Genomic DNA, 22,219 nt, shown 5'->3' with positions numbered 1-22,219 from the left:
AGCCCCCACATTTGAGTGGAGGCTTTTGATTTACTGCTTACTGATTTAGCTGCGCCAACCTAATTAGGTTGGGTCAACTGAGGCTGCGACTTCACCGCGTACAAGCCATGCGTCATTGAGGATCAGCGCGGTATACCACGTTTTCCATGCAACTGAGCCTGACTGACCGAGTTCATCACCATGGCTTGGCGTGCCAGGTTGACGCACCATTGGCTTGATCGCCCCGCCAGCTTCCTTGCTGCCCTTCAATGGGATACAACCGAACGCTTTAGCACCCATGTATAACACAGGGTAAACGTCTGCACTGGTTCCGCCAGTCGTTACCGCAGTGCTGCCATGCGCGCCGCCAGCGTTAACCCAAGGGTTAAACAATGGTGAAGCGATATAACGCACATCTTCTACGCTGCCTACTTCTTCGGCGCAGATTGGTTGACGACTGCCATACTCGGCCACAGGGGTAAAGCCAGGCATCTTACGTACGCTTGATACCACATCGGTATGACACACTGCCACGAACGCCGCTTCGATTGGCTTAGTTGCATAGTTAGTGCTACCAGACAGAATCGAGGTGATACGCTTGGCGCGCTGGCCCATTAAGGCACGAACCGCAAGTCGTTGAACCTTGATTGATAGTGGAGTATTGACCGCGTTACGGGCTGCACCGTTGGCATAAACGACGTTAGTACCAGCAATCAGCTTGCCGTAAGTCACTAACTCGATAGTTTCTGCGGCCTGTTCGCCTGCCATCATCGCCATATCGGAACCCACAGGATCCTCATGCAAGTCAGCAACTTTGTCGGTAAGCTCCATCCATGCGCCATGCTGTTGCAAAGTCGCGTTTACGTCTGCATAACGGAAGTTTGTAGCCGCTGGGCGAACACCTTCAGTTAATGGAGTAAGCGCAGGTGCAAGCGGCACTGGACGACGGAACTTAATCACTTCACCTTTGTTTTTAGGCATAGGTTTGTGATCACCCAGTTTGTTGAGCACAAGAATGGGCTCAGCATGTTCAAGCATTTTTACTTCGGCATGCACGCCAACGCGCGAGCCAATATCACCATAGCCATTAGACATGATGTAACTCCTTAATTCTTACGAGTGATTTGATTGAAGTAATCAACTGGATCAACGTCGTCAGTGTCAGCAGCTGCTTTACCTGCGCCTTTGCGCGGAATTTCGGCGTGATCTGATAACGTGGTTTTTGGTTTAGGCTTTGCCGCTGACGCGCTAGGCGCTGGGCGTGAGCCTTTGTACAAGTTGAGCAACGCTATGTTGTCGTCGGCATAATCGCTCTGAGCCATGGCTTGCACTGAGGTTGGCTGAGTAGCCACCCACTGGTGAAACGTTGGGTCTTGCGATATCTGCATATAGTCAGGGTGCACAGTCTGCAAGGCTTGAAATTGGCTTTGCAATTCAACCTGCTGTCTGGCTTGCTCCTGCTGTTGACGCAATTCATTTAACGGCGTTAGTTGCTGGCTAAATGCTTGCTGTGCACTTTCAACCTGGTTGCGAACAAAGGCGGCAATTTCGGGGAATTCTTCCTCGACTTCGGCAAAGTTTTTGCCTTTCAAGTCATCGGAAGTAGGTAACCCTTTGTTGCTGTTCGCATCAGTACCATTGGCTTTTTCATTGGCTTGCATGCCTGCAGTTAACTCATTGAGCTTTTTGGTTAACGCAGAAACACGGCCTGAATTGGCGCGATGATTCGCATCAAGCTGTTGGTACTGTTGTTTGAGCGTTTGATATTCGTTGCGCAGAGGCTCTGGCGCAGAGGACCAAGGATCATCAGTTGCGGCTTGGCCTTGGCCTGCATCTGTGCCCTGCTCGTCTTGCTGGTCTTTTGCTTCGTGCTGTTGCAACAAATCATGCTCGTGATCCAGCTCATCAACCTTTTCACTTGCAGAGTCTTTATCAGAGTCCTTGGTGAGTTCGTTAAATAAGCTGATAGCATCCACTTCATCGTCTTGGCCTTGGCCTTGATCTTGTTGTGAATTAAGTTCGTCTTGCTCTTTTGGGTCCATTTTTAGAGTGCCTTATTAAGTTGCAGTCATAAAAAAACCCGCCGGAGCGGGTTGTGAAAAACAAATATAAAAAAGGCCACTAATCTGCGGCCTCTGCTTGTTTGGTTAATTCTCGCGGGTAGGTAGTAATGATTTCATCAATCATTTCTATTTTGCCGCGTAGCCTTGCGGTTCTCACAGCGTCAGCATCAACAATCAGCGCTTCTAGTAACGCTTTACGGTCTTTGTCCAGTTGATTAACAACCGCCTTCCATGACTCACCATTAACGTGCAGCATGATTATTCCAACCCATAGTTAGCGGTTAATCCTTGGGATAGCTTTAAATTGCTTTCAGCCATAAACTTATCCCACTCGAGCGCGGCGCGACTTTGCACCTTCTGCAGCTCAACAGTCAGTTTTTCAGTGTTCATCTTGTCGTTTTGCGCCAACTTCATCAGTTCAATGCGTTCTTGCGACTCTTGGCGCTGCATATCGGCGGCGATTTGCTGCTGCTTTATTTGCAGATCAGCTTGTTTCTCTGTCATGCGCTGCTGTGCATTAAACTGCGCTAGCTTCATATCCATATCGGCTTTAACTTGTGCCTGCTGCATACGTAATTGTTCAAGTTGCATAGCAGGGTCTTGCGGCCCGTTATTCTGCTGTTCATCTATCTGCTGCTGGTACTGCTTAAGCTCATCATCAGTGGGGATAATTTCAGACGGTAATGATTGAGTTTTCACCCATTGCTTGAGAATTTCGACTGATTTTAGTTGCAGCACTGGAGCGAATATCGGGCTATTGCCAGCGATGTTTAGGAAGTTAGTTAAGGCTTGGCCAACCTGTTCTTTTATCAGCAGTGCCGAGGTTCCGCGCGCATCAACCTGATAATCGCCTTTCACCTCGTTATCGTCCGAGTGCATCATGTTGAAGTGATAGAAGTCGCTAATGAGTGGTGATGTAATAAAGTCATCCCACTGCTTAACCTGATTGCGGCGCACTGTGTTAGCTGCATTCATCAACATCGACATACCGCCAAGCGTTTGCGTCGATTGGCCTTGTTCGCCTTGTTGCAACATAGGCACGCCCGATACCTCATCGAACAGTACGCGCGCCGTTTGATAGATTTGGCTTAAATCTGTTATGTGTGATTCAAATTCAAATGTAGTAAAGGCTTGATTGATATCCGTTACGCTACCTTCGACATTCCAGAACTTACGCGGTCTGAAATTCCAGTTACCATCTTGAGGCGATACAAGTTTTTTGTTAACACCGATTTGAGGGCCAGAGGTGATCGCGCCATTATCTAAAATCATGCGCCAAGTACTGTTGATAATGGCTTGTTCGTCGCGCACCATGCGCGGTATGCCGTAGCCAAAAATGCTGGAGTCGTCCAACTCCCAGTTATAACAGCGATACGGCATATCTTGGCTGTAATCCATTAACGCCAGTTTTGCACCAAGGACTATGCCGCCACAGTAGAACACCACGGCATCATATTCGTCCTGTGCATCTTCTTCACCTTCCTCAACCGGCTCTAATATCTTGAGTTCTTCCAACACTTGGCGAGTGATTGGGCCGTGATACTCCCATGTTTCATAGCGTGTATCATTGAGCGAATCACTCAGCCCTGCAAGAATGCGCACATCATCCATATAAGTGCTGCGATGCTGGGTTTGTGTAGACGTCATTTGCAGCACTTTAGCAACACGCGCTTTATCAAACCCTTTGCGATTGACTAAGCCACGGATCTGCTTCTTACTCATAAAGCGGCGCTCGAAAACAAACTCCGCTTCTTCAATGCTTGATGCCGACATATCAGGGTAAAAATCCCATGGCCTTACGACTTCACAACCTGGCTGAAATACTTGCTTGATAACGGTAACGAAATCGCCGCTTTCTTTATCATGCACATAAGCGCGGTCAGTCTTACCTAAAACTACTGGGCCTTTAATAATGCCGGTGCCAACAACACAGGCATCGTGTATCACTTCACGGCATTTAGCGTTGTATTTTGTTTCAATGAGTTGATCAGCAATCAGCTTATCCATCTTGTCGCAGGCATTGCTTATCTGTTCTTGCTTACGCTCGGCCACATCAGCGTTGGTGACCACATTACCTTGCTCATCTTGATACTGAGTGTCACCCAACTTAAATGGCGTTTCTTTGTCGGCCAGCATGTCAACCAGCTGCGGAACTGGCGTTGGCTTGATGCCCCAGTTCTTATCGTCATTGGGGAATAGCAGATCAACTAATTGCGACTCACCGGCATTGGTTTTAGCGCGAGTGAGTTTGATAAAGACTTTAGCTGTCTCGCTTGCTTCCATCGCTTTAAGCGTGGCCGTGTCATACATGCCGTGATAGTTGCGTAAATCCTCCACCATGCGCACATCGATATTGCCGCGCTGATAGATAGTGTCAGATAGCTTGCGCTCAAGTTCTTGGGCCAGAGAATCCAAGTTAGAATTTGGATCATACTGATGCTCATATTCCTTGGGCTTTCCGCCTTTCGGTTCATCTGACATTGTTTATCTTCCTGCTAGTAGCCTGTTAACGAGTCAGCCACAGCGGTTTGCGCTGCGGTCTGTCTAAGCTTGTCGGTTCTGTCGTAATCGATTTCGCCCTGTGCACCTTGGGCTAGGTACTGAATGGCATCGTGAGGATGTGAATACTTGTTTTTATCTGCTGCTGTGGTGTATCTGGCATCGCCAGCCACTTGAATGCGCCGCAACTGATAACCACCGTTAAAGCCTTTGCGCAGCACCTTACAATCGGCGCTGAGTTCAAATGCACATTGGTTATCGATTCGCTTGGTTAAGAAGAAGCGCACTGCCTCCCAGCGATGTTCCGGCTTGTTACTGCTGGTTGAGTAAGCAGTAATGCCGTATTCCATGTTGATGATTTCAATCGGACTGTTTTCATCATTACCCGACTTACCCCAGCCTGACGGGTCGCAGAATGCGACATAATCAGCCTTGGTGAATGCAGGGAACGTGCGCTTTAACTCAGGAACTAAGAAGTCCATAAAGCTACGAACGCCCATGTTTTCGCTAACGTACTCCTTGATAACCCGCAATTTACCGAGCGGCGTTAACTGCCCGACAATCGCTGCAGGCGTGCGCCCAAAGTCAAAGCCCATAAGCAAGTTGCCATGGGCTTTAATCGGTAACAGTTTGTTGGCGTTGGTATGGAGTACGTCGTTCCACTGGCCCTTATAAATCGCCATCCCTGTAGCAACCGTGCCGTATTGGTTCGCTAAGTTAATGCGGATCCAATCGTCTGCTTTACCCTGCACCTGCTTGATGTAATAACCTTCTGGCAGGTTAGCGAGGTTTTCAGCGTCGAGATTAGGAACCCATTTAACCGTGGCGTTTTGACCAGTGCCGATCACCTTCTCGATAACGCCGCCAGGCTGACGTAAAAAAAGCCACTCATCTGGGTGGCTTTCTTCTGCTAATTCGTAGTACCAGTGATCATCGTCTGGCGCGTTGGTATCTCCAATCATGCCATGCCAGCTTGGTCCACCTTCGGCAGCACTGGGGTAACGTCCATGTCGGCCATCGCACATATCGACAATGGGCTTAGCCAGCTCCTTAACTTCGTTTAACCAGAACCCAGTTACCTGCATACCCCTTAACTTACGCACCGCTTCGGGTCTATCTAGCGCCAAGAAAACTAACTCTGCCTTAACGCGGGTACCATCTTCTAAATCAAAGTCGAGATAATGGGTCGGCGGGAAGTCTTGGTTAAACTTGCCTAGGTTGCAGTTTTCGTTGTTGTATAAGTCGCACCAGTCTTTGATTGTGGTGCCTTTAAGGTCAGGATAGGTGTTACGAACCGCTACCCAACGCGACTTACGCACGCCAAAACTATTCGGCTCTTGTTCACACATTTGGTCGAAAACGCGCATGGCGCTGCCGTAGGTCTTACCCGAACCGATAGGCCCCATAATGAAGGTATTGCGGCCTCGAGCATCAATATACTGCTCAAGCACATCACCCTGAGCCGCGACATGGAATTCATAAGTTGTTTGCTCTGACACACTGTTATCACTCCTGTGCCTTAGCCTTATTTCTGCCTGTTAATTTGCGCACGACAACCTTAGGCCGCTCACTAATTTCAACTTTGTCAGTCCACATCTTGCGGTACTTACCAAGCAGCTCAAGGGCTTTCATCTTGTCCCACTGTCTAAACTTCTTGGTAAAACCCACTTGTTCGCGGTCGTCGCCCACACCTTCAAACAACTCATCAATGTCTAGCCCAGCAGCTGCACGGCGGCAATGTTCAGGCCATTCAGGAAACGGTTTAACGCTGCCATCATCGTTATAGATTGGCGCCATATCAGCAAAGGCGACCATTGCAGTCTCACGCACAATACGCTCAACCGTAACGTTATTAATGTCGAATAGCTGCTCTATGTGCCAATCAATCGCGGCTTTAACATGCTCTTTCTGGTACATGTTCCAGCCGACTTTAGCGGGTTCCTTTGCGGTAGAACCTGCGCGTATGGCTGCAGCTGCTTTATTGTGATCAATCAGGTATTCAGAAATGAAGCGCCGCTCTAAGTCTGTGTATCTATGCTGGCTCCAATCGAACTTGGCTTTAGCTGGCTTATCCATTTTCATTCAACTTATCTAGCTGACGCAGTGCTATTTCTTCATTAAGCTTATTGATTCGCTCTTGCTGTTCGGCTAATTTCGCCTCGCGCTTTTCTTTATTAATAGTGTAAGTTTTGTTAGCCCAGTAAGTCGCAATAGCCAGCGCCATGCCAAGGATCACCGCGAATTTATCCACAGATAAAAATCCCCCTAGCGCACTTACGAATGATGAAAAGTAGGCGAACATCGACAACAATTTCTGAATGAAGTAATCGCTTAAGCTACTTAAGTTATTGTCTGTGTTCATTAGCCTTTACCTCTCGCCAGTCATGCAGTGCTTGCCAGTCGGTGTTGCACCGTTCTAGCGCTGCTAAGAGTGACAGTGAGTAGTTATAGAGATCTGGATTGGTTCGGCCTGAATAAATGGGTATTGGGCACTTGCTCAGAAGTGACTCGTCCGGCAACACATACACTGTCTTGGTCGTTGTCACTGTTCGCACAATAGGAACGCTGCTCGAGCAACCGATTAAGCTCATCAGGCACAGCAGCAACAGTCCACGATTTATCCGATTCATTGGTCGAACTCTCCATCACAACCTTAGCTTTGGCCTTGGTATCCACTAGCTCCGCATCAATAGTGTTGCGTCCCTGCTCGCGAACGTTAAGCGTTTTAGCAGTGAGCGCAGCATCCAGCCGCAATCGTTCCTTTTCAATCTCAGCCGCTTTAAGCTGCACAGTCGCGTTGTCCAAATCGGTTTGAAGTGTCAACAAAGCCATTTGCGACTTTTCAAAGTTAGCTTTAGTTGTTGCCAAATCAGCTTTGGTTACGTTCAGCATCAAGCCGAGCAACAGCAATGTCACGGCTAGCATGATGATCACGCCAGCACTTAATTTGTCTTTAATGGTTTGAAACATGGCTAAGCTCCTTTAAGCACAGTTGCCGTTCTGCTTCACGGCGGTTAACAAGCCCTTGTAATTTCTTGCCCTTAGCATAAACCCAGCGGCTTAGCTCATTGCACGCGCCAACACGGTCGCCACGCAGCAACTTCTTACGCAGTGTTGAATCACTGAAATTCTGTGAGCCGACGTTGTACATAAAACTGAGGTAGGCTGCGCGCTCGCTATCAGTCAGCGGAACGCGCACTAGATTGGTTAACTGGCGGTCGAACACTTCCAGATCATCGGCTAACATCGCCAGGCATTCTTGCTCGCTAAAGCGCTGCCCTAGTGCTAACTCTGGCCCAGTCTGGCCGAAGCAGGCCGACAAAATACCAACCGGATCAACGTAAGTACCAAGCACTAATCCCTCATGCTCAGCAACAAAAACGCCTCCCGTCACTACTGCACCAGAAAAGCCAGCAGCGATAAGGAAGGCGCGGATTTTTGACATTATTTGACCCACATACCAACAGCAAACGAATCACCGGCAGGCGTTACGAATTGACCGCCGACAAGCTCACCATCACCAAATTTTTCAACCAGATCAGGCCAATTAGCGCCAGTGAATTGGATGCAGCCGAAATCTTTGAGGCGGTCATGCAAACACTCGGCATAATCTTCCATTGCGGCAGATTGACGACTCAACATTAATCGAGCGCGACTATCTAGCGACTTAAATTTGTCGCCTTCGATAAACTCATTCAGCTTAACCAGCTTCGTCATTAGCTCGTTGTGCTCAATGATCACGCGGTCGATATGGTCAATTACCGGAGCTACGCCGTTAATTTCTTTAGCAAGGCAATAACCTTCTAGCTCCCAAAGCTTTTCTTCGGATTGAGCCATCACCTTTTCAATCGCGTACTTAGCGCCAAGGTCAGCGTTAAACTTGCGCGGATCTGCGCAGCCGCTAATAGCTGTAGATAACGTGAACAAAGTCTCACCGATGGGCAGCATGGAAACTGCTACGGTTGTCGTCGTTCCTTCGACAATGTGGGTTTTACATTCGACAGTGGCGAGCAGCGCCTCAATCATTGCGGAGGTAACGGTCTTAATCATTATCGGAGTCCTCAGAGTCATAAAACAAAAAGCCACAGCTAATGCTATGGCTTGGGAATGTAAAGCGCAGAATATCCATCATCAAAGATATGCTTTGGCGACCAGCTCACGTATTCGTCGGCAGTGCCAAGGTTATAAACCACCAAGTAACCTTCGTCGGCTGGGTTTTCGTTTTCTGGTATAACCCAATCACGGGCGTTGTTATAAGCGCCACGAGTCAGCGGCAAGGCGTGAACCTCTTTATGGCAACCATAACGCGCCATGCGAACTTTACTCATAGCCTTATGTTTAATACATTGACTTAAACTAACCGCTGTTTCACTCATAGTTGGAGTCCTCAGAGTCCTAAAACAAAAAGCCCCAGCTAATGCTAGGGCTTGGGAATGTAAAGCGCAGAAACACAAAAGCCACCCCGAAGGATGGCTTTTGCTGGTGTGCTTTATTGCACTATGGGGAAATAATATGTGAATTGGATTCTATGTCAACAGGGTTTAACGCTTGAAGCCATACAATGCGTCCATGTCGTTTCCTAGCTGAATATATTCTGCTGTACTAGGGCGGTACTTAAGCACTGCGTTCTCAGCTTCCAACTGCCCTATCCTTGAGCTATCCGCAAACGACTTGCCTTGCATTTCAGACACCAAATCTTCTAGGGCCATGATATAGGCCTGAGCTTCAATAGATTGTTTGCCTGTGCATACGCTTTCTTCATACTCGTCGCAAAGCTGCTCGAGTGATTTAGTGCTATCCCCTTCCAATGAAAGCTGTAACTCTGGTTCTTCGCTGTACACTTCGGCGCGTTGCATGTCGGCGATGTGCAGGCCAAGCGGAAGATTGTTAAGGAGAGTGACTGCCTCGTCGAGGGCCATCGTTCCACGACATAAGCGTCCATACATACAGGAAGCTACTGTTATCATATTAAAACCGTTAGCATCAAGATGAATGCCAATGATTTCTCTAGCAGCAGCGTCACATTGTGCAGTAGTAAAGTCAGCGAGATTCAAACCTGAAATTGCGCTTTTTATTTCATTTAAACGTGCATCAAACAATTCAAACCATTCTTCGTTAGTCATAAATCACCTTCAAAAATTATCAGTTAAGTGAGCTGGGGTTATTGATTCATTCGGCATCCAGCTTTGAATAATCTGGTACAAATCCCCGTTAAGCTGGTCGTCGGGCATTCGCGCGCAATCGCAACCATGGCCGATATTTGCTGCTTTTCATCCAATAATTCGAACGCCTCGCGTTCCTCCTTGGATTCTGTCAGGTCGTCCGTGGTGTTTGGTGGAAGCGCGCAAGCTGGCGCGCCAACTCCCAAGCGTTTGCGTTCGGCAGCCAATGATCTAGCAGCATGCTTAATTTCAATAGCATTAGTTTTCATACTCAATCTCCTGTTGAACCAAACGCAACACACTGGCGGCATACTTAGCAGCTTCACTTTCGTGCTGATACAGCTCGTCAATAGCGTCCATGTAAACGTCGTAATAAATCTGACTGAACTGGACGTCACTGATTTGGCAGTTAGTCAGCGTCGACATGCGATAAGCCAGCGCATTAACTGATTTAATGTTGGCAATGCCTGAGCCTTTGCACTCACGACAGGCATAGCGCGGATCTTTAAAACCAACGCCGCCGCAAGAGGTGCAAGTCTTGGTGCCGCACACTTCGCTCACAGCCATTGTCGCCAGCGCCTTAGCATTAACCGGATTAACGTTGCGACTTTCGAAAACACTGGTCAGCGCCTGCTTAAGTTCAGCTGAGCTGTGTTGATTGCCGCCAATCTTAGCCTCCAATATTTTCACGCCGACAGGGTGAACGTGTTGAGCCATCGCAATCACACCCGCAGCATCTTCACGACTAAACACGCCACGGCCTCCAGCGCGAGGTTCAACGCTTATCGCTTGCTGTGATGTAAGACAAAACAATCTTTCCAGTGAAATCATGCGCCAATCCTCGCTAATCTACCTATATCCACTAGCGCAGAATCGTGCGCCACTTTCCAACTAAAAACAAAACACCTTTAAATCAATGCTTTACTGTAAATTAAAACGGAATATCGTCATCCCAGCCATCGTCTAAATCAGGGGTGAAATTCTGCTGAGGTGTTGGCGCTGGCCTTTGCTGTGGTGCATGGCGCTGATTTACTGGCGCGCCGTGGTCTGATTTAGGCGCGTAAGCGTTTTGCGTGCCTTGGTTTTGCTGCGGCTTAGGTTGATATGCTGGCGCTTGTGATTGCGGCGTAGATTGATTTGCAGGGCTGTTACTTGACTGCTGTCTGCTGCCGAGCATTTGCATCGTTCCGCTTTGATCGACGATAACCTCAGTGCTGTAATGGTCCTTACCGTCGTTGTCTTGCCATTTGCGGGTTTGCAACTTGCCCTCGACGTAAATCTGTGAGCCTTTGCGCAGATACTCGCCGACAATCTCCGCTAGCTTTCCAAAGAAAACCACGCGATGCCATTCGGTGCGCTCTTGCTCTTGGCCTTGTTGGTCCTTCCACGATTCGCTAGTCGCGATACTCACGTTAGCCACCGCGTTTCCGTTTGGCATATAGCGCACATCAGGGTCTTGCCCTAAGTTGCCCACTAAAATGACTTTGTTAACTCCGCGTTTACCCATGCTCTTATCCCCTTACCCATGTAGCGCGATGAGTGCTGCATCGCGGTTATCTTCATTGCTGCGGCCGGTCCAGCCAGTCAGCTTGTTAAAATAGGCGCTGTTCTTCTTGGCCTGCATCTTCACTTCACCGCGAAGCGGTTTAACCAAGTGAACTTCAATACCCTTGCTATTCAGAGACTGCTTAATGAGCGTGGCCACCGCTTTAACTTGGCCCACGTTCTGGCTAATCTTGCGCATTGCTGCTGGCCCAGTTCCTGCGCGATGTTTTACACTTGACCATGCGTTTACATCCTCAAGCTTGACCGTGATTTCGTTATCAGCCGCCAGTGCCGTGATGTACTCAATGAGTTCAGGGAATGGCATATTTTTTAATTCAGAAATCTTGTTGCGTACCACAATGGCGACGCCGCTCGCTTTTAAATCTGGGTCTATTCCGATTGTCAATGACATTTCACTTTCCCTCGTTTCTGTAACTGCTAGCTAACTCATGTAAAAACTTTTTGGCGTTATAGCGTCCTTCACGACCTCCAGCTAAAAACAACCGCTCGAACTCAAGTGATACCCAGTGCTTTAGGCTGTCAGGTATCCAGTGCATGCGGCTTAACACAAAGTTCTTATCCGAATCACCACCACGGCAGTGATACCAAATCGGGTATTGTCGTATTGGCCTAATGTGCTCAACTTGTTTTGCTAACGCTTTGTAATCCGGCTTTGCATCATTCGATGCTTGCTTAGCAAACGCATACATATCAGGCGCATTTTCAGGCAAAGGCTTGATGATTGGCCTAGCCATGATTCATCACCTGGCGCAATCGGCTATTGGCTTTGCGCTGCTCAAATGCAGCACGGCGCTTGGCTTTTAATTGAATTTTGAGCATGCGAATTTCTGGCGCAGTGCGTGGCACACGCTGAGTGATTTGCTGTTCAAAGTTCTGATTGAATTTGCGCGGTTCGCCTTTGCGCTCAAGTAACTTTGTGTTGCGACTTGGGATAAACTCGCCTCTTAGCTGTTTTGCGCTTAACGCTTTCATGTGCGCGCAGAACAGCGCCAGCGCTTTGTCTTGTGGCAAACGTCCACGGCATTCAAAACCACACTTGAGCCGAGTCGCATACTCAACATCGGTAAGTGGCTGTTGGCGATCAATCATGCGAGTGAACGCTTCCAGCATTTCGACTTCGGTTAACTCAACCGGATTACACCATTGGATAAACTGGCCGATACTCGGCATAAACGGGCTTGGGTCCAACTGCGCGCGCTTAATGCCGAGTTCGATTTGTTCAAGTGTGCGAATGCCGTGCAATGCAAACGCTTGTGTCCATGATCGCTTCCAATCAGCGACAGCGCCCTTAGCGTTCAGCGCTTGCTTGTACGCAGGCTTAGCCGCTATCAGTTGCTTAAGGGTTTCGTTAACAATTTGCGCAGCAGGGCTATTAGGGCCAAGCATCGCTGGTGCTTGCTCCTGCGCAGTCTCGATATACTCAATCGCTCGGCTTTGCAGTTGGTTTAACGCTAATGGGCCGCTCATTGCGCTTGCTCCGATTGATAGAGCACTAACCCTTCAGCCCAGCTGGTATCATCCAGATCTAAATCGTCTGCACGATTTGAGTTGTGATAATCCGTCTGGCGATTAGCCAGCCACGAATTAACAAACTGCATAATCGCTGTGCGCGGTTTGAGCTTTTCAGGGTTAGCGTCAAACCAGCCGATCATGTTCCTGAGTTCTTGCTCACAATCGATATCGGGGTATAGCGTTTTTAATTTCTCAAGCTGTTCAGGCTTGATCGCGAAAAAGCCATTATTCATCAGCGGTAAGCCAATCGCGCTTTTTGCGATTTGCGCTGCTGTTTGTTCCTGTTCCTGTTCCTGTTCCTGATCCTGATCTTGGCTTCGAAGGGGCTCATAAGGGGCTTCGGAGGGGCTTGTGTTTTTCACGGGTTTTTCTAGCCCTAACACCTCCCAATAAAACTCGGCAAACTCTTGTTTTGCTTTGCTTTCTGGTAGCTCACCAAAAGCCCTTTTAATTGCTTTTACTCGGTTATCTTTCGGGTTTAAGTTGTCACCAACCTGAAACTTAAGCATGTTCTTAACAAACACTGTGTCAGTGGCTGCGTCGAAGGTGCAAAAGCCCCCTTCCAAGAGGCTTGCAAGCCCCTTCGAAGCMCCTTCAATAGTTAACCCAGTCTCGTAAGCTATATACATGATTGGACAATGAAAAACGCCAATCATCGTACTGTGTGGACTGGTCATAAGGTACATGGCAATGAGTTGTGCCTCAGGTTTTCCGCGTAATTCTTTGCCAGTTTTACCAATCCAGAAGTGAGGCTTAACCACGCTGTATTCACGCATAAAACACCCCTTCACAAGGGGTTAACACACCCCTTAATAAGCCCCTTGCAAGCCCCTTCGAAGCTCCTTCTAAGGGYTTAACCGTTCTTATYMGTGCCATGTCGCTACTCCCGCACCTGTTGCTGAATGGTGCTATCAACTTGGAACAGCAACTCAACGACTGAAATCGTGGCTTTGCGAATATCTGAATACTCAGCATCGGTGATAATGCCGTCCGCTCGCGCTTGGCGACGCGCTTAAAATGCGCGCATCCTGTGTGATGTGGGTAATTGCCACCGCTTCGCCTAAATGCAGTTGATGAAAGTCGCTATCGTTGTTCAGCTTGGCCAGCAAGGTTTTAGGGCTCTTACCCAATAACCTAGCCACCTCTGAAATGTTGTGGTCATCCGTCAGTGATGCAGCAGCTGCAAGTGGATCTGTAGAAACTGCCGACGGTTTTCGCATGTTTGTTTTGCTGAAAAACATATAATCCACCTTACGCAGCAGGATTATTCATAAGTGATTCACTCGAAATTAGGTTTTTTTCCATAGCTTTCAGAATGATATTAGCGGGTACGCTATTACGCATTTTCCAGTTATGGACAACCTGAGGACTCACATCAAATAAGCGTCCTATTTCAGTGGGCTTGGAACGGTCAAAGCCTAACTTCTTACAAAAATCGTTGTAGTTCATACAACCTCCTAATTATTTGCATTTCATTTTTACACATGATGTGTATTTACGCAATGCGATTTTTACACAACACGGTTGATGACCTGTAGCGCCCTATTATTTACACTTATTGTTTATAGAACGGAGGATTAATGGACAGTGTTTATAAAAACATCATGGCTATAGCAGCTATGAAGGGTGTAACAAAAAAGATGGATGTAGCAGACATGATCGGATCTACTCCTCAAAAGTTAACCAACTGGAAAACCAGAGGCGTACCTTCGGCTGAATACAAAAACATTGCAGACAAGTTAGGCGTTAGCGTTGATAAATTGCTTAGCAAAACGGGGCATGTAACGAATGTTGAACCAGCCCCACACGGAAAGGGAGAGGTGCCAGTGTTATCTTGGGTACAAGCGGGGAACGCGCAACTAGCAATTGATGATAACGATATAAACGAATGGGTTCAGACCACTTGCCAAGTACGAAGAAATACTTACGCATTAAGGGTTCAGGGTGACAGCATGATGCCAATGTTTACTGAAGGTACTATTCTGGTAATTGAGCCAGAAATAGATTATGCGGTGAACGATTACGTTATAGCTAAGAACGGCGATGGCGAAGCCACCTTTAAGCAATTGGTTAAAGACGCTGGTTTATATTATTTAAAGCCTAATAACCCACAGTATCCTACAGTATCATTAGATGGTTACACTGTAATCGGTGTTGTTAGGGAGGCTATTAGAAAATTCAAATAACAAAATAAAATGCATAAGGATTTGTATGAAAGACACTGAAATAGAAAAGGAAATAAATTTTTGGCAGGATAAGACTAAATCAAGTGACGGAGATCTAGCCGAGGTTTCAAATGATAAAATAAAAGAATTAATAAAGCTAAGAGATAAGAATAAAAACGACAGAACACAGATGTTCATTGTGCTTTGGATTTTGTGTGGAGTTACGTTATCAGTCCTTATTGAGAGCTCTTTAATATTAGCTTGGTCAATAGCTATAGTGTCATCAGCTGTATATGCCTACGGCTTTTATAAAAAGTAATTTACCCAAAATGCACACAACTCAAGGATGAAAAATGTACAAAATAATAGTATTTACTATCAGTTCCTTAGCTTTATCAGGTTGTGCTGCTCCGGTGCAACAAATTACCAGACTAAGTGAAAAGCCTACTAGCATTTGTGTGGTAAAACACGACGCAGTAAAAGAAGGTGTCCTTACAGCGATCACCTCAGAGCTGCAATTTAAAGGATACAAAACCGCAGTAATTCAAGGGCGTTATACTCAGCGACATAATGTATGGCAACCTCAATGGTTAATTAATGAAGCAAAAACAGCACAATGTGATGCATTAATGTTTTATGTAGCGAATTGGCGTTGGGACTTAGCAAGTTACATGGCATTCGCTAACATATGGATGACTGATATTAACGGACAAAAAAATATAGGCCAAGCAACCTATGATTCGACTAATTCCGCATTTTCAACAAGTAAATTTATCAATGCAGACGCTAAAATCAGAGAGTTGATTAATCAGCTAGCCATGTAATAGACTAAAAATCACTGAACACGGTCTAAATCCTCTAAGCCCATTGCCATCGCTATGGGCTTTTTTATTGTCCCTGCCTAAATAAATCTAACCCATCACTAACAAAATCAAACCAAGAAAAAACACTCATAAAAATATTTTACACATTTAGTGTATTTTCCTTGACGCAGTTATACACATGGTGTGTAATTAAATACACAAGGCGAATGCCTAAACGCTCTTTAACAATCTGGCCCATGAACAACTAAACCCGCCTAGAGCGGACTAGGTTACTCCGAGGATCACGCGGCGGAGGATAGTAATCCGCGTAAACAGACTTGTGCGCCTCTTGCGGCGACCGGATAGCAGATCCCCCAGATAAGGGATAAAACGCGGGAATACCCCGCGGCGGCTAAGTGAATTGTTCACGTTCTGCGAGCATGACCCGTTAAGCGCACAACCCCGCCCCGTTCTGGCGGTTAGGTAAGAACACCATGCACCTTGCTTCTCTTAGCAATAAACAGCAAGCGAGGGTGCATTGGGAAGCAGTTTGCACAATCGGTTAAATAGCGCGGTGCGCAACGTGCTGAGTTACGGCGAAAGCTCGGAAGGCCGTACACAAACTGCTTCACTAATGCGAACAACAAGGAGAACGCCATGAAAACTTATGGCAGAAGTTCATTAGAAATTGCCGAAGATAACCTGCTTGAGCTGGTTGTCCCTGTATTCAATATCAGCCGTGGTGACGCACAAAGACTGTGTATTCATCGCCGCGAGCTAGGTGCGGAATTTAGAAAAGCAGGCCAAGCACTGCTAGATGCCTGGGAAGGCACAAAGGAACAGATTGAAAGCGTCAATCGCTTATTGCTTGCAAAACAATTAGCGGTTTTGAAATCACACTAATCACGCCAGCCTGCGGCACTAGCAGGCATACCAACAGAGGATAAGCCCATGTGACTAACCAGCCGTTAGAAGCGGTCAATTAGCGAGCAACCCGTAAGAGATGCCCCGAGTAGCACAAGTGTTGCTAGCCAGAGTCATTCACTGGTCAGGGTTAACAACAAAGTAATGCAGGTAAAGCAGTGCATACACCTAGAGGATGCACACCTGTTATTAGCGGCATAACGCGACAGAACGACGGCACTAGGGCGCCGGATGACGTAACCGGCATCAATGCTTTATCAAAGTTTTTTACTTTCACTGAGAGGCTTTGCTAAAGCCTATCAAGGAGGATATATGGACGACCGCTATACGGTTTATGAAAACCAACTGCTATACGCGCTGACCGTGGCGCTTCTTGCTAGCCCACTGGGTCGCAATACCATGGAACACCCAGCCGTTAAAAACTGCCTCGAAACTATCGAACAGCACTACTTAACGGGTAAGCCTAGCTTTCAGTTTGACGTTAGTTTCTGCGATTTCACCGGCTACCTTTACCACCTTGTTGGTGATAAGCGCCAAGCCGTAGCCACATTGCGCATTGACCGATTTGGCCGCGCTCGGACTTACCGTATAGGTCCGGCAATTTGCCACATCATCCAAACCACCGACCGCACCGAGCAATACATTGAGCGTAAAGAATTGCTGCGCGGTATTCACCGAATTGACATAAGGAGCGCCATACCGTGCTTGATGCAAACTCAATAGGCGATCACATGACCGCCAAACTTTCAAACTCAATCGCGCTCGATAGCGCCAAGGCCGAAGCTGTTACAGCTAAAGCTGAATGGATTGAATACCTACTACAACTAGGAACTCCCGTGGAAGGACATGATCTGGAATCAATCATTGAAACTGTACTCGATAGCGATGGCATTAAAGAAGCCTTGAAAATCGCTTATCTGTATGGCAACCCGCAAAGCATCAACGTGTTAGTCGATGCCGAAATTACCCGCTTAGCCAATGCGATAGCACCTGACTTAGTTCAAGCGCACTTGGATAGCATGGAGGATGCAGCATGAGCAAGCTCTTTAAAATGACCTTTAACCCTATGGCTAGCGCGCCCAAAGGCACTTGCAGTATTACTTACTGCATTGAGGTTGATAGCCTCGCTGCAGCAGAACGCCAAGCTGAAGCCAACCTTGCCGCCGAGGGTTACAACCGCCGCCACTTTCGCCGCAATATCGAAAGCCATTGCACGCTGGTTGTGTCGCAAGCGGTTGTTGATACGGTTGAAGCGGTCAAATATGACGATTTAATTGACCACGATAAAGGCTTATATGCTGATGCACTCAGCCCTGAGCCAGTTAGCAGCTCTGAGTCAAGCGCGCTAACCACAGATGACGACGACCCGTTTGCTGCGTTCGCGCCAAAACCGTGGACCATCGAAACGCTTAATGTGCGTCTTGAACAATTGGCGCCAGGTGAACGCCTCATTATCGACGACTTGCCAGATGACATTTATCACGGCGCAATCGGCGTTAGCTCAAGCAAGCTCAAGCTGTTTATTGAGTGTCCGCAAAAGTATTACGCCAAGTACATCGCAAAAATCATCCATGATGCGGAAAAAGCCTACTTTGATTTTGGTAAAGCTATTCACACGGTTTTCTTACAGCCTTGGTTGTTCGAATCAAGCTATGTGTGCCAGCCAGAAGAAATCAAAATCCGCAGTAGTAAGGTTTGGTATGCGTTTAAAGAGAAGGCAGATGCCGCAGGGCAAGTCGTGCTAACGCAAGCCCAATGGGATGACATGCCGATACTGCGCCAATCACTTGAGTCTAACGCCAAAGCTAAGGCACTAACTCACCATGGCGTAGCAGAACGCAGCATCTTCACCCGCGACGTTGAAACGGGCCTGATTATCAAATGCCGACCCGACTACATGATCGGCAAGTTGATAATCGATTTAAAAAGTGACGCCAGTGCTGATCCGCGCTTCTTTGGCCCTAAAGCCAAAAAGCTCGGCTACCACATTCAAGATGCACTTTACACCGATGTAGCGCAGGCTGATGAATTTGCTTTCCTCGTTGTCGAGTCAAGCCGCCCGTTTGTGATCACCGCGCCGGTGATACTCGATGCCGATGTTAAGCGCCTCGGTTATCTCAAGTACCGCAAAGCCATGCGCGAGCTTAAGCGCTGCATGGAGCACAACGTCTGGCCAGCTTACACCGACCTAGCGGTAACTGTAGGCCTTAACCATTTCGAGCAACAAGATTTAGAAGCGCTCGAAAACGAACTCACCGACTCAATGGAGCGCGCAGCATGAGTAACAAACTAGTTTTTCCCATGTTCACGCCAGTGTTTGAGCGTGACGGGCGCGGCGATGGCCAGCAAATATGTTTTGAGTCCTACTTGATGGACGCCAAACAAGCACAAGAAAAAATTACGCTTTTCAATGGTGAATTTGGCGCTGCTGCGGTTGGTATGGTGTTGCCATTTGCTAATCGCGTTGTAGTAACTGAGTATCGAAGTGATGAAGTGTTTGAAGCTACTTTCCTTAGTTTCGGTACTGACTACGAAGAATTTGAAAATGGCGCAGTTCCTTTCAGCGTGGTTATTTTCCTAAAAGATGATGGCCAGTTAGGAAGCATCAACGTACATCGCGTGAAGTTTATTAACACCACAGAGGCAACAGCATTATGAACAGCAACACTCAGCTTAAAAAAGTGGAGCAAGAACAGCCTAACCGCTTTCTAGTTCCGGCAAACTTTCAAGAAGCCTTTCAAATTGCTGAAATGCTGTCTCAATCTGAAATGGTGCCTAAAAACTACCAGCGCAAGCCTAATGACATTGTTATCGCTATGGCAATGGGCGCTGAACTTGGCTTTCAGCCACTGCAATCACTGCAAAATATTGCGGTTATCAACGGTCGGCCATCTGTTTGGGGTGATGCGTTCCGCGCGCTAATTATCGGGGCACGAGATTTAGTCGAGTTTAAAGAGTGGTACGAAAACGATACGGCGCACTGTCACATTAAACGCCAGTTAGCGTCTGGCGCTGTTGTGGAGTTTAACGGCTCATTTAGTCTTGAAGATGCCAAGCAAGCCGGATTGTTCGGTAAGCAAGGCCCTTGGACACAGTACACCAAGCGCATGCAACAATGGCGCGCACTGGGATTTGCTGGCCGCGATGCCTACGCCGACCGCTTGCGTGGTATCTGGCTCGATGTTGAAGCGCAAGACTTGCCGCCAGAGCGCGACATTACCCCACAGCCTGAGAAGCGCGCCGACTCACGCTTAAACCAAGTGCTAAACAGTGCAACTGTAGTCACTGAGCAAGCGCAAACGGTTGAGCAACCAGTACAAGCCGCGCTGCCTAATCTAAGCGAAAAACTGGAAATGTCGCTGCGTGACTGCGGCAATCTTGACGAACTGTTAGAAGTTGGTGAAGCCATTAAAAAAGCAGTGGGAACAAGTCAAATCGACGCAGGACAACGCCAGTACCTTGGCAAGCTGTTCTCCAAGCTGCAGCGCGACTTTACCGCAGTCAATACAGAAACAGGCGAAGTCGCCTAACCCCTCTTTACTCCCTTTGTTAACACTCAATATGGCGGTGCCATAGCCGCCAAAGGAATCGTCATGTCTTTAATTCTACCCTTCGACACCGAAACAACAGGTTTGCCAGACTGGAAATCCCCCAGCGAAGCAGATCACCAACCTCACTTAGTACAGTTAGCCGCACTGCTGGTTAACGATAAGTTTGAAATCGTTAAAGAGCTTGATGTGATCATTAAGCCAGACGGTTGGATTATCCCAGACGAAGTGGCCGCAATCCACGGCATTACCACCGAGCGCGCAATGGATGAAGGTATTCCAGAGCAAGAAGCCTTAGCGCAGCTGCTCGAAATGTCACAAGGTGCGCTGCGTGTTGCCCACAACAAAAACTTTGATCATCGCATCATTCGCATTGCCACTAAGCGCTATAGCGATGAGGCAACGCAAGATGCTTGGGATAATAAAGATAACTTTGAATGCACCATGCAAATGGCTAAGCCAATCATAAAGATGCTGCCTAAAACCCGCTTTGGCTTTAAGTCGCCGAAATTAGAAGAAGCCTACGAATTTTTTACTGGTAAAAAGCTGGAAAACGCTCACAACGCAATGGCAGATACCAAAGCTTGCTTTGAAGTTTACAAAGCCATCGTACTTGGCGCGAATAAAGCCGCCTAACTAACCACCACAAACAATTATTCACGGCGCCACAATGCTGGCGCTGTGGCTTTGCTTTATCTAAATAAACTGAGGATCCACATCATGGCCGCAAAATCCCCTAAAAAAGTTGAAGAAGCCGCACCAGAGCAAACAAATACACTGCCCGTCCCGTTTGAAGAAATCAACGAAACTAAGGCAGTTGAACTTGGTCCCTTGCTTTATACCCAAGCAGGCGCGTTAAAGCCCTACTTTGAGCACATCAAAGCAAGCGTTAACGAAGTGCCAGACCTGACAACGGCCAAAGGCCGCGACCGCATAGCCTCGCTTGCTGCCAGTGTTAGCCGTAGTAAGGGAGTCGTCGAAAAACCTTGTCGCGCTTATCTTAAATATCTAAAAGCTGTGGTTAAGCCAGTCGAGCAAAACATTAAAGAGTTTGTCGATGACTGCGACGATCTGCGCGATAAAACCCGCGAACCGTTAACCAAGTGGGAAGCGGATCAAGAAGCAACCCGCCAACGCCTGCAAGCAAAGGTTGATTACTTCGGTGAAGAATACCAAAGCATGCTTGAGAACATGCCAGGCAACTTGCATGAACGCGCAGACTTCATCAAAGCGGTGCTTGAGGACATTAAAGCCGAGCCAGTGGGCGACGACTTTGAGGCCATGATAGAGGCTGGTACAGCAGCTAAAGCCGAAATCATCGGCAAGATGACACTCGCGTATCAAGCCGCGCTGATTGAATCAGATAATCAGCGCAAGGCCGATGCACTAGCAGAGCAAGAACGCTTAGCCCATGAAAAACAGATTGCCGATGAAGCAGCGGCGAAAGCCAAAGCGGACGCGGAAGCTGCAGCTCAAGAGCAAATTGATGCCGCAAATGCTGCCGCGCAAAAAGTGATTGACGATGCAGCAGCTGATCAGCGTTTACGTGAACAGCAGGCGCAACAGGATGCAGCAAATAAGCAACGTGCTGAGTCTGCTATTCAGTCACTAAAAAGTTGGAACGAGCGAATTAATAGTGCGACCAGTGCAGTGCAAGCTAAGCAGCATTGCAATGATATTTCACTTATTGAAGTTTCAGTACAACTACTGGGGAATGAAGCTAGTCGCGCCCTTGATGTTTACGACACGATATTTTCAGCCGCACAAGCGCGATTTAATACGCTAACCCAAGCCGAAGAACAACAAGCTCAAGCCCTTCTAGACCAGCAAGAAGCCAACCGCAAAGCAAATAACGAAAATCATCGCCGAGCAGTCAATAAAGACATTATGCAGCACCTTGTCGTGCTTGGCGCAAGCAAAGAACTCGCAAGGGCCATTACTGTTGCAGCCATGGATAACAAGCTTGGCGCGATGGTTATCAACTACTAGCTGAGGCAT

The 22,219-nt window shown here is 47.6% G+C and carries 32 protein-coding genes; 11 read left to right on the top strand and 21 right to left on the bottom strand.

The window, feature by feature from the left end:
- Nucleotides 1-63: 63 nt before the first annotated feature.
- From L5M28_RS07485 to L5M28_RS07385, 21 genes are all read right to left on the bottom strand, one after another.
- Entirely contained in the window at nt 64-1,074 is a 1,011-nt protein-coding gene (locus L5M28_RS07485; protein ID WP_263202949.1) for a N4-gp56 family major capsid protein, read from the bottom strand.
- Between the two features lie 11 nt (nt 1,075-1,085).
- The gene (locus L5M28_RS07480; protein WP_263202947.1) at nt 1,086-2,021 is read right to left on the bottom strand and encodes a hypothetical protein; all 936 of its coding nucleotides are present in this window, start codon (nt 2,019-2,021) and stop codon (nt 1,086-1,088) included.
- A 79-nt stretch (nt 2,022-2,100) separates the two neighbouring features.
- Nucleotides 2,101-2,298: a hypothetical protein gene (locus L5M28_RS07475; protein WP_263202946.1), complete on the bottom strand. Its 198-nt coding sequence runs from the start codon at nt 2,296-2,298 to the stop codon at nt 2,101-2,103.
- 2 nt (nt 2,299-2,300) lie between these two features.
- Complete coding sequence (locus L5M28_RS07470) at nt 2,301-4,523, bottom strand: hypothetical protein (protein ID WP_263202944.1); 2,223 nt, start codon at nt 4,521-4,523, stop codon at nt 2,301-2,303.
- A gap of 14 nt (nt 4,524-4,537) precedes the next feature.
- Nucleotides 4,538-6,040 (bottom strand): terminase large subunit domain-containing protein, encoded by a 1,503-nt coding sequence (locus tag L5M28_RS07465; RefSeq protein WP_263202942.1) that lies wholly within the window; start codon nt 6,038-6,040, stop codon nt 4,538-4,540.
- A gap of 7 nt (nt 6,041-6,047) precedes the next feature.
- On the bottom strand, nt 6,048-6,617 hold the full coding sequence (locus tag L5M28_RS07460; protein ID WP_263202941.1) for a terminase small subunit: 570 nt from the start codon (nt 6,615-6,617) through the stop codon (nt 6,048-6,050).
- Nucleotides 6,610-6,903, bottom strand: coding sequence for a phage holin family protein (locus L5M28_RS07455; protein ID WP_263202939.1), 294 nt, complete (start codon nt 6,901-6,903; stop codon nt 6,610-6,612). Before L5M28_RS07455 ends, L5M28_RS07460 begins: the two co-directional genes overlap by 8 nt.
- A complete protein-coding gene (locus tag L5M28_RS24215) occupies nt 6,887-7,132 on the bottom strand; it encodes a hypothetical protein (RefSeq protein WP_411569319.1) in 246 nt (81 codons plus the stop codon). Before L5M28_RS24215 ends, L5M28_RS07455 begins: the two co-directional genes overlap by 17 nt.
- Nucleotides 7,133-7,494: 362 nt before the next feature.
- Nucleotides 7,495-7,986 (bottom strand): lysozyme, encoded by a 492-nt coding sequence (locus L5M28_RS07445; protein WP_263202937.1) that lies wholly within the window; start codon nt 7,984-7,986, stop codon nt 7,495-7,497.
- Complete coding sequence (locus L5M28_RS07440; RefSeq protein WP_263202935.1) at nt 7,986-8,591, bottom strand: Gp49 family protein; 606 nt, start codon at nt 8,589-8,591, stop codon at nt 7,986-7,988. The genes L5M28_RS07445 and L5M28_RS07440 overlap by 1 nt, the downstream gene beginning before the upstream one ends.
- Before the next feature lie 44 nt (nt 8,592-8,635).
- Entirely contained in the window at nt 8,636-8,917 is a 282-nt protein-coding gene (locus tag L5M28_RS07435) for a hypothetical protein (protein ID WP_263202933.1), read from the bottom strand.
- Between the two features lie 165 nt (nt 8,918-9,082).
- Nucleotides 9,083-9,664, bottom strand: coding sequence for a hypothetical protein (locus tag L5M28_RS07430; RefSeq protein ID WP_263202931.1), 582 nt, complete (start codon nt 9,662-9,664; stop codon nt 9,083-9,085).
- Between the two features lie 38 nt (nt 9,665-9,702).
- Nucleotides 9,703-9,972, bottom strand: coding sequence for a hypothetical protein (locus tag L5M28_RS07425; RefSeq protein WP_263202929.1), 270 nt, complete (start codon nt 9,970-9,972; stop codon nt 9,703-9,705).
- On the bottom strand, nt 9,962-10,534 hold the full coding sequence (locus L5M28_RS07420; RefSeq protein WP_263202928.1) for a hypothetical protein: 573 nt from the start codon (nt 10,532-10,534) through the stop codon (nt 9,962-9,964). Before L5M28_RS07420 ends, L5M28_RS07425 begins: the two co-directional genes overlap by 11 nt.
- Before the next feature lie 100 nt (nt 10,535-10,634).
- Entirely contained in the window at nt 10,635-11,210 is a 576-nt protein-coding gene (gene ssb / locus L5M28_RS07415) for a single-stranded DNA-binding protein (protein WP_263202927.1), read from the bottom strand.
- 12 nt (nt 11,211-11,222) lie between these two features.
- Nucleotides 11,223-11,660 carry a hypothetical protein gene (locus tag L5M28_RS07410; RefSeq protein ID WP_263202924.1) on the bottom strand — a complete coding sequence of 146 codons (438 nt, stop codon included), beginning with the start codon at nt 11,658-11,660 and terminating at the stop codon, nt 11,223-11,225.
- Nucleotide 11,661: 1 nt separating this feature from the next.
- Nucleotides 11,662-12,003, bottom strand: a complete 342-nt coding sequence (locus L5M28_RS07405) for a hypothetical protein (RefSeq protein ID WP_263202923.1) — start codon at nt 12,001-12,003, stop codon at nt 11,662-11,664.
- Entirely contained in the window at nt 11,996-12,736 is a 741-nt protein-coding gene (locus L5M28_RS07400; RefSeq protein ID WP_263202921.1) for a replication protein P, read from the bottom strand. The genes L5M28_RS07405 and L5M28_RS07400 overlap by 8 nt, the downstream gene beginning before the upstream one ends.
- Nucleotides 12,733-13,557, bottom strand: a complete 825-nt coding sequence (locus tag L5M28_RS07395; protein WP_263202919.1) for a hypothetical protein — start codon at nt 13,555-13,557, stop codon at nt 12,733-12,735. Before L5M28_RS07395 ends, L5M28_RS07400 begins: the two co-directional genes overlap by 4 nt.
- A 192-nt stretch (nt 13,558-13,749) precedes the next feature.
- Complete coding sequence (locus L5M28_RS07390; RefSeq protein ID WP_263202917.1) at nt 13,750-14,022, bottom strand: phage regulatory CII family protein; 273 nt, start codon at nt 14,020-14,022, stop codon at nt 13,750-13,752.
- A gap of 10 nt (nt 14,023-14,032) precedes the next feature.
- Nucleotides 14,033-14,230, bottom strand: a complete 198-nt coding sequence (locus L5M28_RS07385; protein WP_263198957.1) for a hypothetical protein — start codon at nt 14,228-14,230, stop codon at nt 14,033-14,035.
- Nucleotides 14,231-14,361: 131 nt separating this feature from the next.
- Between L5M28_RS07385 and L5M28_RS07380 the strand changes: the two genes are divergently transcribed.
- From L5M28_RS07380 to L5M28_RS07330, 11 genes are all read left to right on the top strand, one after another.
- Nucleotides 14,362-14,967 carry a LexA family protein gene (locus tag L5M28_RS07380; RefSeq protein WP_263202915.1) on the top strand — a complete coding sequence of 202 codons (606 nt, stop codon included), beginning with the start codon at nt 14,362-14,364 and terminating at the stop codon, nt 14,965-14,967.
- A 25-nt stretch (nt 14,968-14,992) separates the two neighbouring features.
- Entirely contained in the window at nt 14,993-15,265 is a 273-nt protein-coding gene (locus L5M28_RS07375) for a hypothetical protein (RefSeq protein WP_263202913.1), read from the top strand.
- Between the two features lie 34 nt (nt 15,266-15,299).
- Complete coding sequence (locus tag L5M28_RS07370; protein WP_263202911.1) at nt 15,300-15,770, top strand: Sbal_3080 family lipoprotein; 471 nt, start codon at nt 15,300-15,302, stop codon at nt 15,768-15,770.
- A 636-nt stretch (nt 15,771-16,406) separates the two neighbouring features.
- A complete protein-coding gene (locus L5M28_RS07365) occupies nt 16,407-16,652 on the top strand; it encodes a hypothetical protein (RefSeq protein ID WP_263202910.1) in 246 nt (81 codons plus the stop codon).
- A 333-nt stretch (nt 16,653-16,985) separates the two neighbouring features.
- Nucleotides 16,986-17,396 (top strand): hypothetical protein, encoded by a 411-nt coding sequence (locus tag L5M28_RS07360; protein WP_263202908.1) that lies wholly within the window; start codon nt 16,986-16,988, stop codon nt 17,394-17,396.
- Nucleotides 17,397-17,404: 8 nt separating this feature from the next.
- The gene (locus L5M28_RS07355) at nt 17,405-17,710 is read left to right on the top strand and encodes a hypothetical protein (protein WP_263202906.1); all 306 of its coding nucleotides are present in this window, start codon (nt 17,405-17,407) and stop codon (nt 17,708-17,710) included.
- Nucleotides 17,707-18,954 carry a PD-(D/E)XK nuclease-like domain-containing protein gene (locus L5M28_RS07350; protein ID WP_263202904.1) on the top strand — a complete coding sequence of 416 codons (1,248 nt, stop codon included), beginning with the start codon at nt 17,707-17,709 and terminating at the stop codon, nt 18,952-18,954. The genes L5M28_RS07355 and L5M28_RS07350 overlap by 4 nt, the downstream gene beginning before the upstream one ends.
- Nucleotides 18,951-19,331 carry a hypothetical protein gene (locus L5M28_RS07345; RefSeq protein WP_263202902.1) on the top strand — a complete coding sequence of 127 codons (381 nt, stop codon included), beginning with the start codon at nt 18,951-18,953 and terminating at the stop codon, nt 19,329-19,331. The genes L5M28_RS07350 and L5M28_RS07345 overlap by 4 nt, the downstream gene beginning before the upstream one ends.
- The gene (locus L5M28_RS07340) at nt 19,328-20,203 is read left to right on the top strand and encodes a hypothetical protein (protein ID WP_263202900.1); all 876 of its coding nucleotides are present in this window, start codon (nt 19,328-19,330) and stop codon (nt 20,201-20,203) included. Before L5M28_RS07345 ends, L5M28_RS07340 begins: the two co-directional genes overlap by 4 nt.
- A 63-nt stretch (nt 20,204-20,266) precedes the next feature.
- A complete protein-coding gene (locus L5M28_RS07335) occupies nt 20,267-20,857 on the top strand; it encodes a 3'-5' exonuclease (RefSeq protein WP_263202899.1) in 591 nt (196 codons plus the stop codon).
- An 84-nt stretch (nt 20,858-20,941) separates the two neighbouring features.
- Nucleotides 20,942-22,210, top strand: coding sequence for a hypothetical protein (locus L5M28_RS07330; RefSeq protein WP_263202898.1), 1,269 nt, complete (start codon nt 20,942-20,944; stop codon nt 22,208-22,210).
- The last annotated feature ends 9 nt before the right edge of the window (nt 22,211-22,219 follow it).

This window comes from Shewanella sp. SW32 (genome assembly GCF_025653365.1).
GTDB classification, from domain to species: domain Bacteria; phylum Pseudomonadota; class Gammaproteobacteria; order Enterobacterales; family Shewanellaceae; genus Shewanella; species Shewanella oncorhynchi.
This window is presented reverse-complemented; position numbering and strand designations above follow the sequence as displayed.

Coding starts and splice junctions, on each gene's coding strand:
- L5M28_RS07485 (WP_263202949.1), bottom strand. CDS start 1,074: ATGTCTAATGGCTATGGTGATATTGGCTCGCGCGTTGGCGTGCATGCC.
- L5M28_RS07480 (WP_263202947.1), bottom strand. CDS start 2,021: ATGGACCCAAAAGAGCAAGACGAACTTAATTCACAACAAGATCAAGGC.
- L5M28_RS07475 (WP_263202946.1), bottom strand. CDS start 2,298: ATGCTGCACGTTAATGGTGAGTCATGGAAGGCGGTTGTTAATCAACTG.
- L5M28_RS07470 (WP_263202944.1), bottom strand. CDS start 4,523: ATGTCAGATGAACCGAAAGGCGGAAAGCCCAAGGAATATGAGCATCAG.
- L5M28_RS07460 (WP_263202941.1), bottom strand. CDS start 6,617: ATGGATAAGCCAGCTAAAGCCAAGTTCGATTGGAGCCAGCATAGATAC.
- L5M28_RS07455 (WP_263202939.1), bottom strand. CDS start 6,903: ATGAACACAGACAATAACTTAAGTAGCTTAAGCGATTACTTCATTCAG.
- L5M28_RS24215 (WP_411569319.1), bottom strand. CDS start 7,132: ATGAGCTTAATCGGTTGCTCGAGCAGCGTTCCTATTGTGCGAACAGTG.
- L5M28_RS07445 (WP_263202937.1), bottom strand. CDS start 7,986: ATGTCAAAAATCCGCGCCTTCCTTATCGCTGCTGGCTTTTCTGGTGCA.
- L5M28_RS07440 (WP_263202935.1), bottom strand. CDS start 8,591: ATGATTAAGACCGTTACCTCCGCAATGATTGAGGCGCTGCTCGCCACT.
- L5M28_RS07435 (WP_263202933.1), bottom strand. CDS start 8,917: ATGAGTGAAACAGCGGTTAGTTTAAGTCAATGTATTAAACATAAGGCT.
- L5M28_RS07430 (WP_263202931.1), bottom strand. CDS start 9,664: ATGACTAACGAAGAATGGTTTGAATTGTTTGATGCACGTTTAAATGAA.
- L5M28_RS07425 (WP_263202929.1), bottom strand. CDS start 9,972: ATGAAAACTAATGCTATTGAAATTAAGCATGCTGCTAGATCATTGGCT.
- L5M28_RS07420 (WP_263202928.1), bottom strand. CDS start 10,534: ATGATTTCACTGGAAAGATTGTTTTGTCTTACATCACAGCAAGCGATA.
- ssb (WP_263202927.1), bottom strand. CDS start 11,210: ATGGGTAAACGCGGAGTTAACAAAGTCATTTTAGTGGGCAACTTAGGG.
- L5M28_RS07410 (WP_263202924.1), bottom strand. CDS start 11,660: ATGTCATTGACAATCGGAATAGACCCAGATTTAAAAGCGAGCGGCGTC.
- L5M28_RS07405 (WP_263202923.1), bottom strand. CDS start 12,003: ATGGCTAGGCCAATCATCAAGCCTTTGCCTGAAAATGCGCCTGATATG.
- L5M28_RS07400 (WP_263202921.1), bottom strand. CDS start 12,736: ATGAGCGGCCCATTAGCGTTAAACCAACTGCAAAGCCGAGCGATTGAG.
- L5M28_RS07390 (WP_263202917.1), bottom strand. CDS start 14,022: ATGTTTTTCAGCAAAACAAACATGCGAAAACCGTCGGCAGTTTCTACA.
- L5M28_RS07385 (WP_263198957.1), bottom strand. CDS start 14,230: ATGAACTACAACGATTTTTGTAAGAAGTTAGGCTTTGACCGTTCCAAG.
- L5M28_RS07380 (WP_263202915.1), top strand. CDS start 14,362: ATGGACAGTGTTTATAAAAACATCATGGCTATAGCAGCTATGAAGGGT.
- L5M28_RS07375 (WP_263202913.1), top strand. CDS start 14,993: ATGAAAGACACTGAAATAGAAAAGGAAATAAATTTTTGGCAGGATAAG.
- L5M28_RS07370 (WP_263202911.1), top strand. CDS start 15,300: ATGTACAAAATAATAGTATTTACTATCAGTTCCTTAGCTTTATCAGGT.
- L5M28_RS07365 (WP_263202910.1), top strand. CDS start 16,407: ATGAAAACTTATGGCAGAAGTTCATTAGAAATTGCCGAAGATAACCTG.
- L5M28_RS07360 (WP_263202908.1), top strand. CDS start 16,986: ATGGACGACCGCTATACGGTTTATGAAAACCAACTGCTATACGCGCTG.
- L5M28_RS07355 (WP_263202906.1), top strand. CDS start 17,405: ATGACCGCCAAACTTTCAAACTCAATCGCGCTCGATAGCGCCAAGGCC.
- L5M28_RS07350 (WP_263202904.1), top strand. CDS start 17,707: ATGAGCAAGCTCTTTAAAATGACCTTTAACCCTATGGCTAGCGCGCCC.
- L5M28_RS07345 (WP_263202902.1), top strand. CDS start 18,951: ATGAGTAACAAACTAGTTTTTCCCATGTTCACGCCAGTGTTTGAGCGT.
- L5M28_RS07340 (WP_263202900.1), top strand. CDS start 19,328: ATGAACAGCAACACTCAGCTTAAAAAAGTGGAGCAAGAACAGCCTAAC.
- L5M28_RS07335 (WP_263202899.1), top strand. CDS start 20,267: ATGTCTTTAATTCTACCCTTCGACACCGAAACAACAGGTTTGCCAGAC.
- L5M28_RS07330 (WP_263202898.1), top strand. CDS start 20,942: ATGGCCGCAAAATCCCCTAAAAAAGTTGAAGAAGCCGCACCAGAGCAA.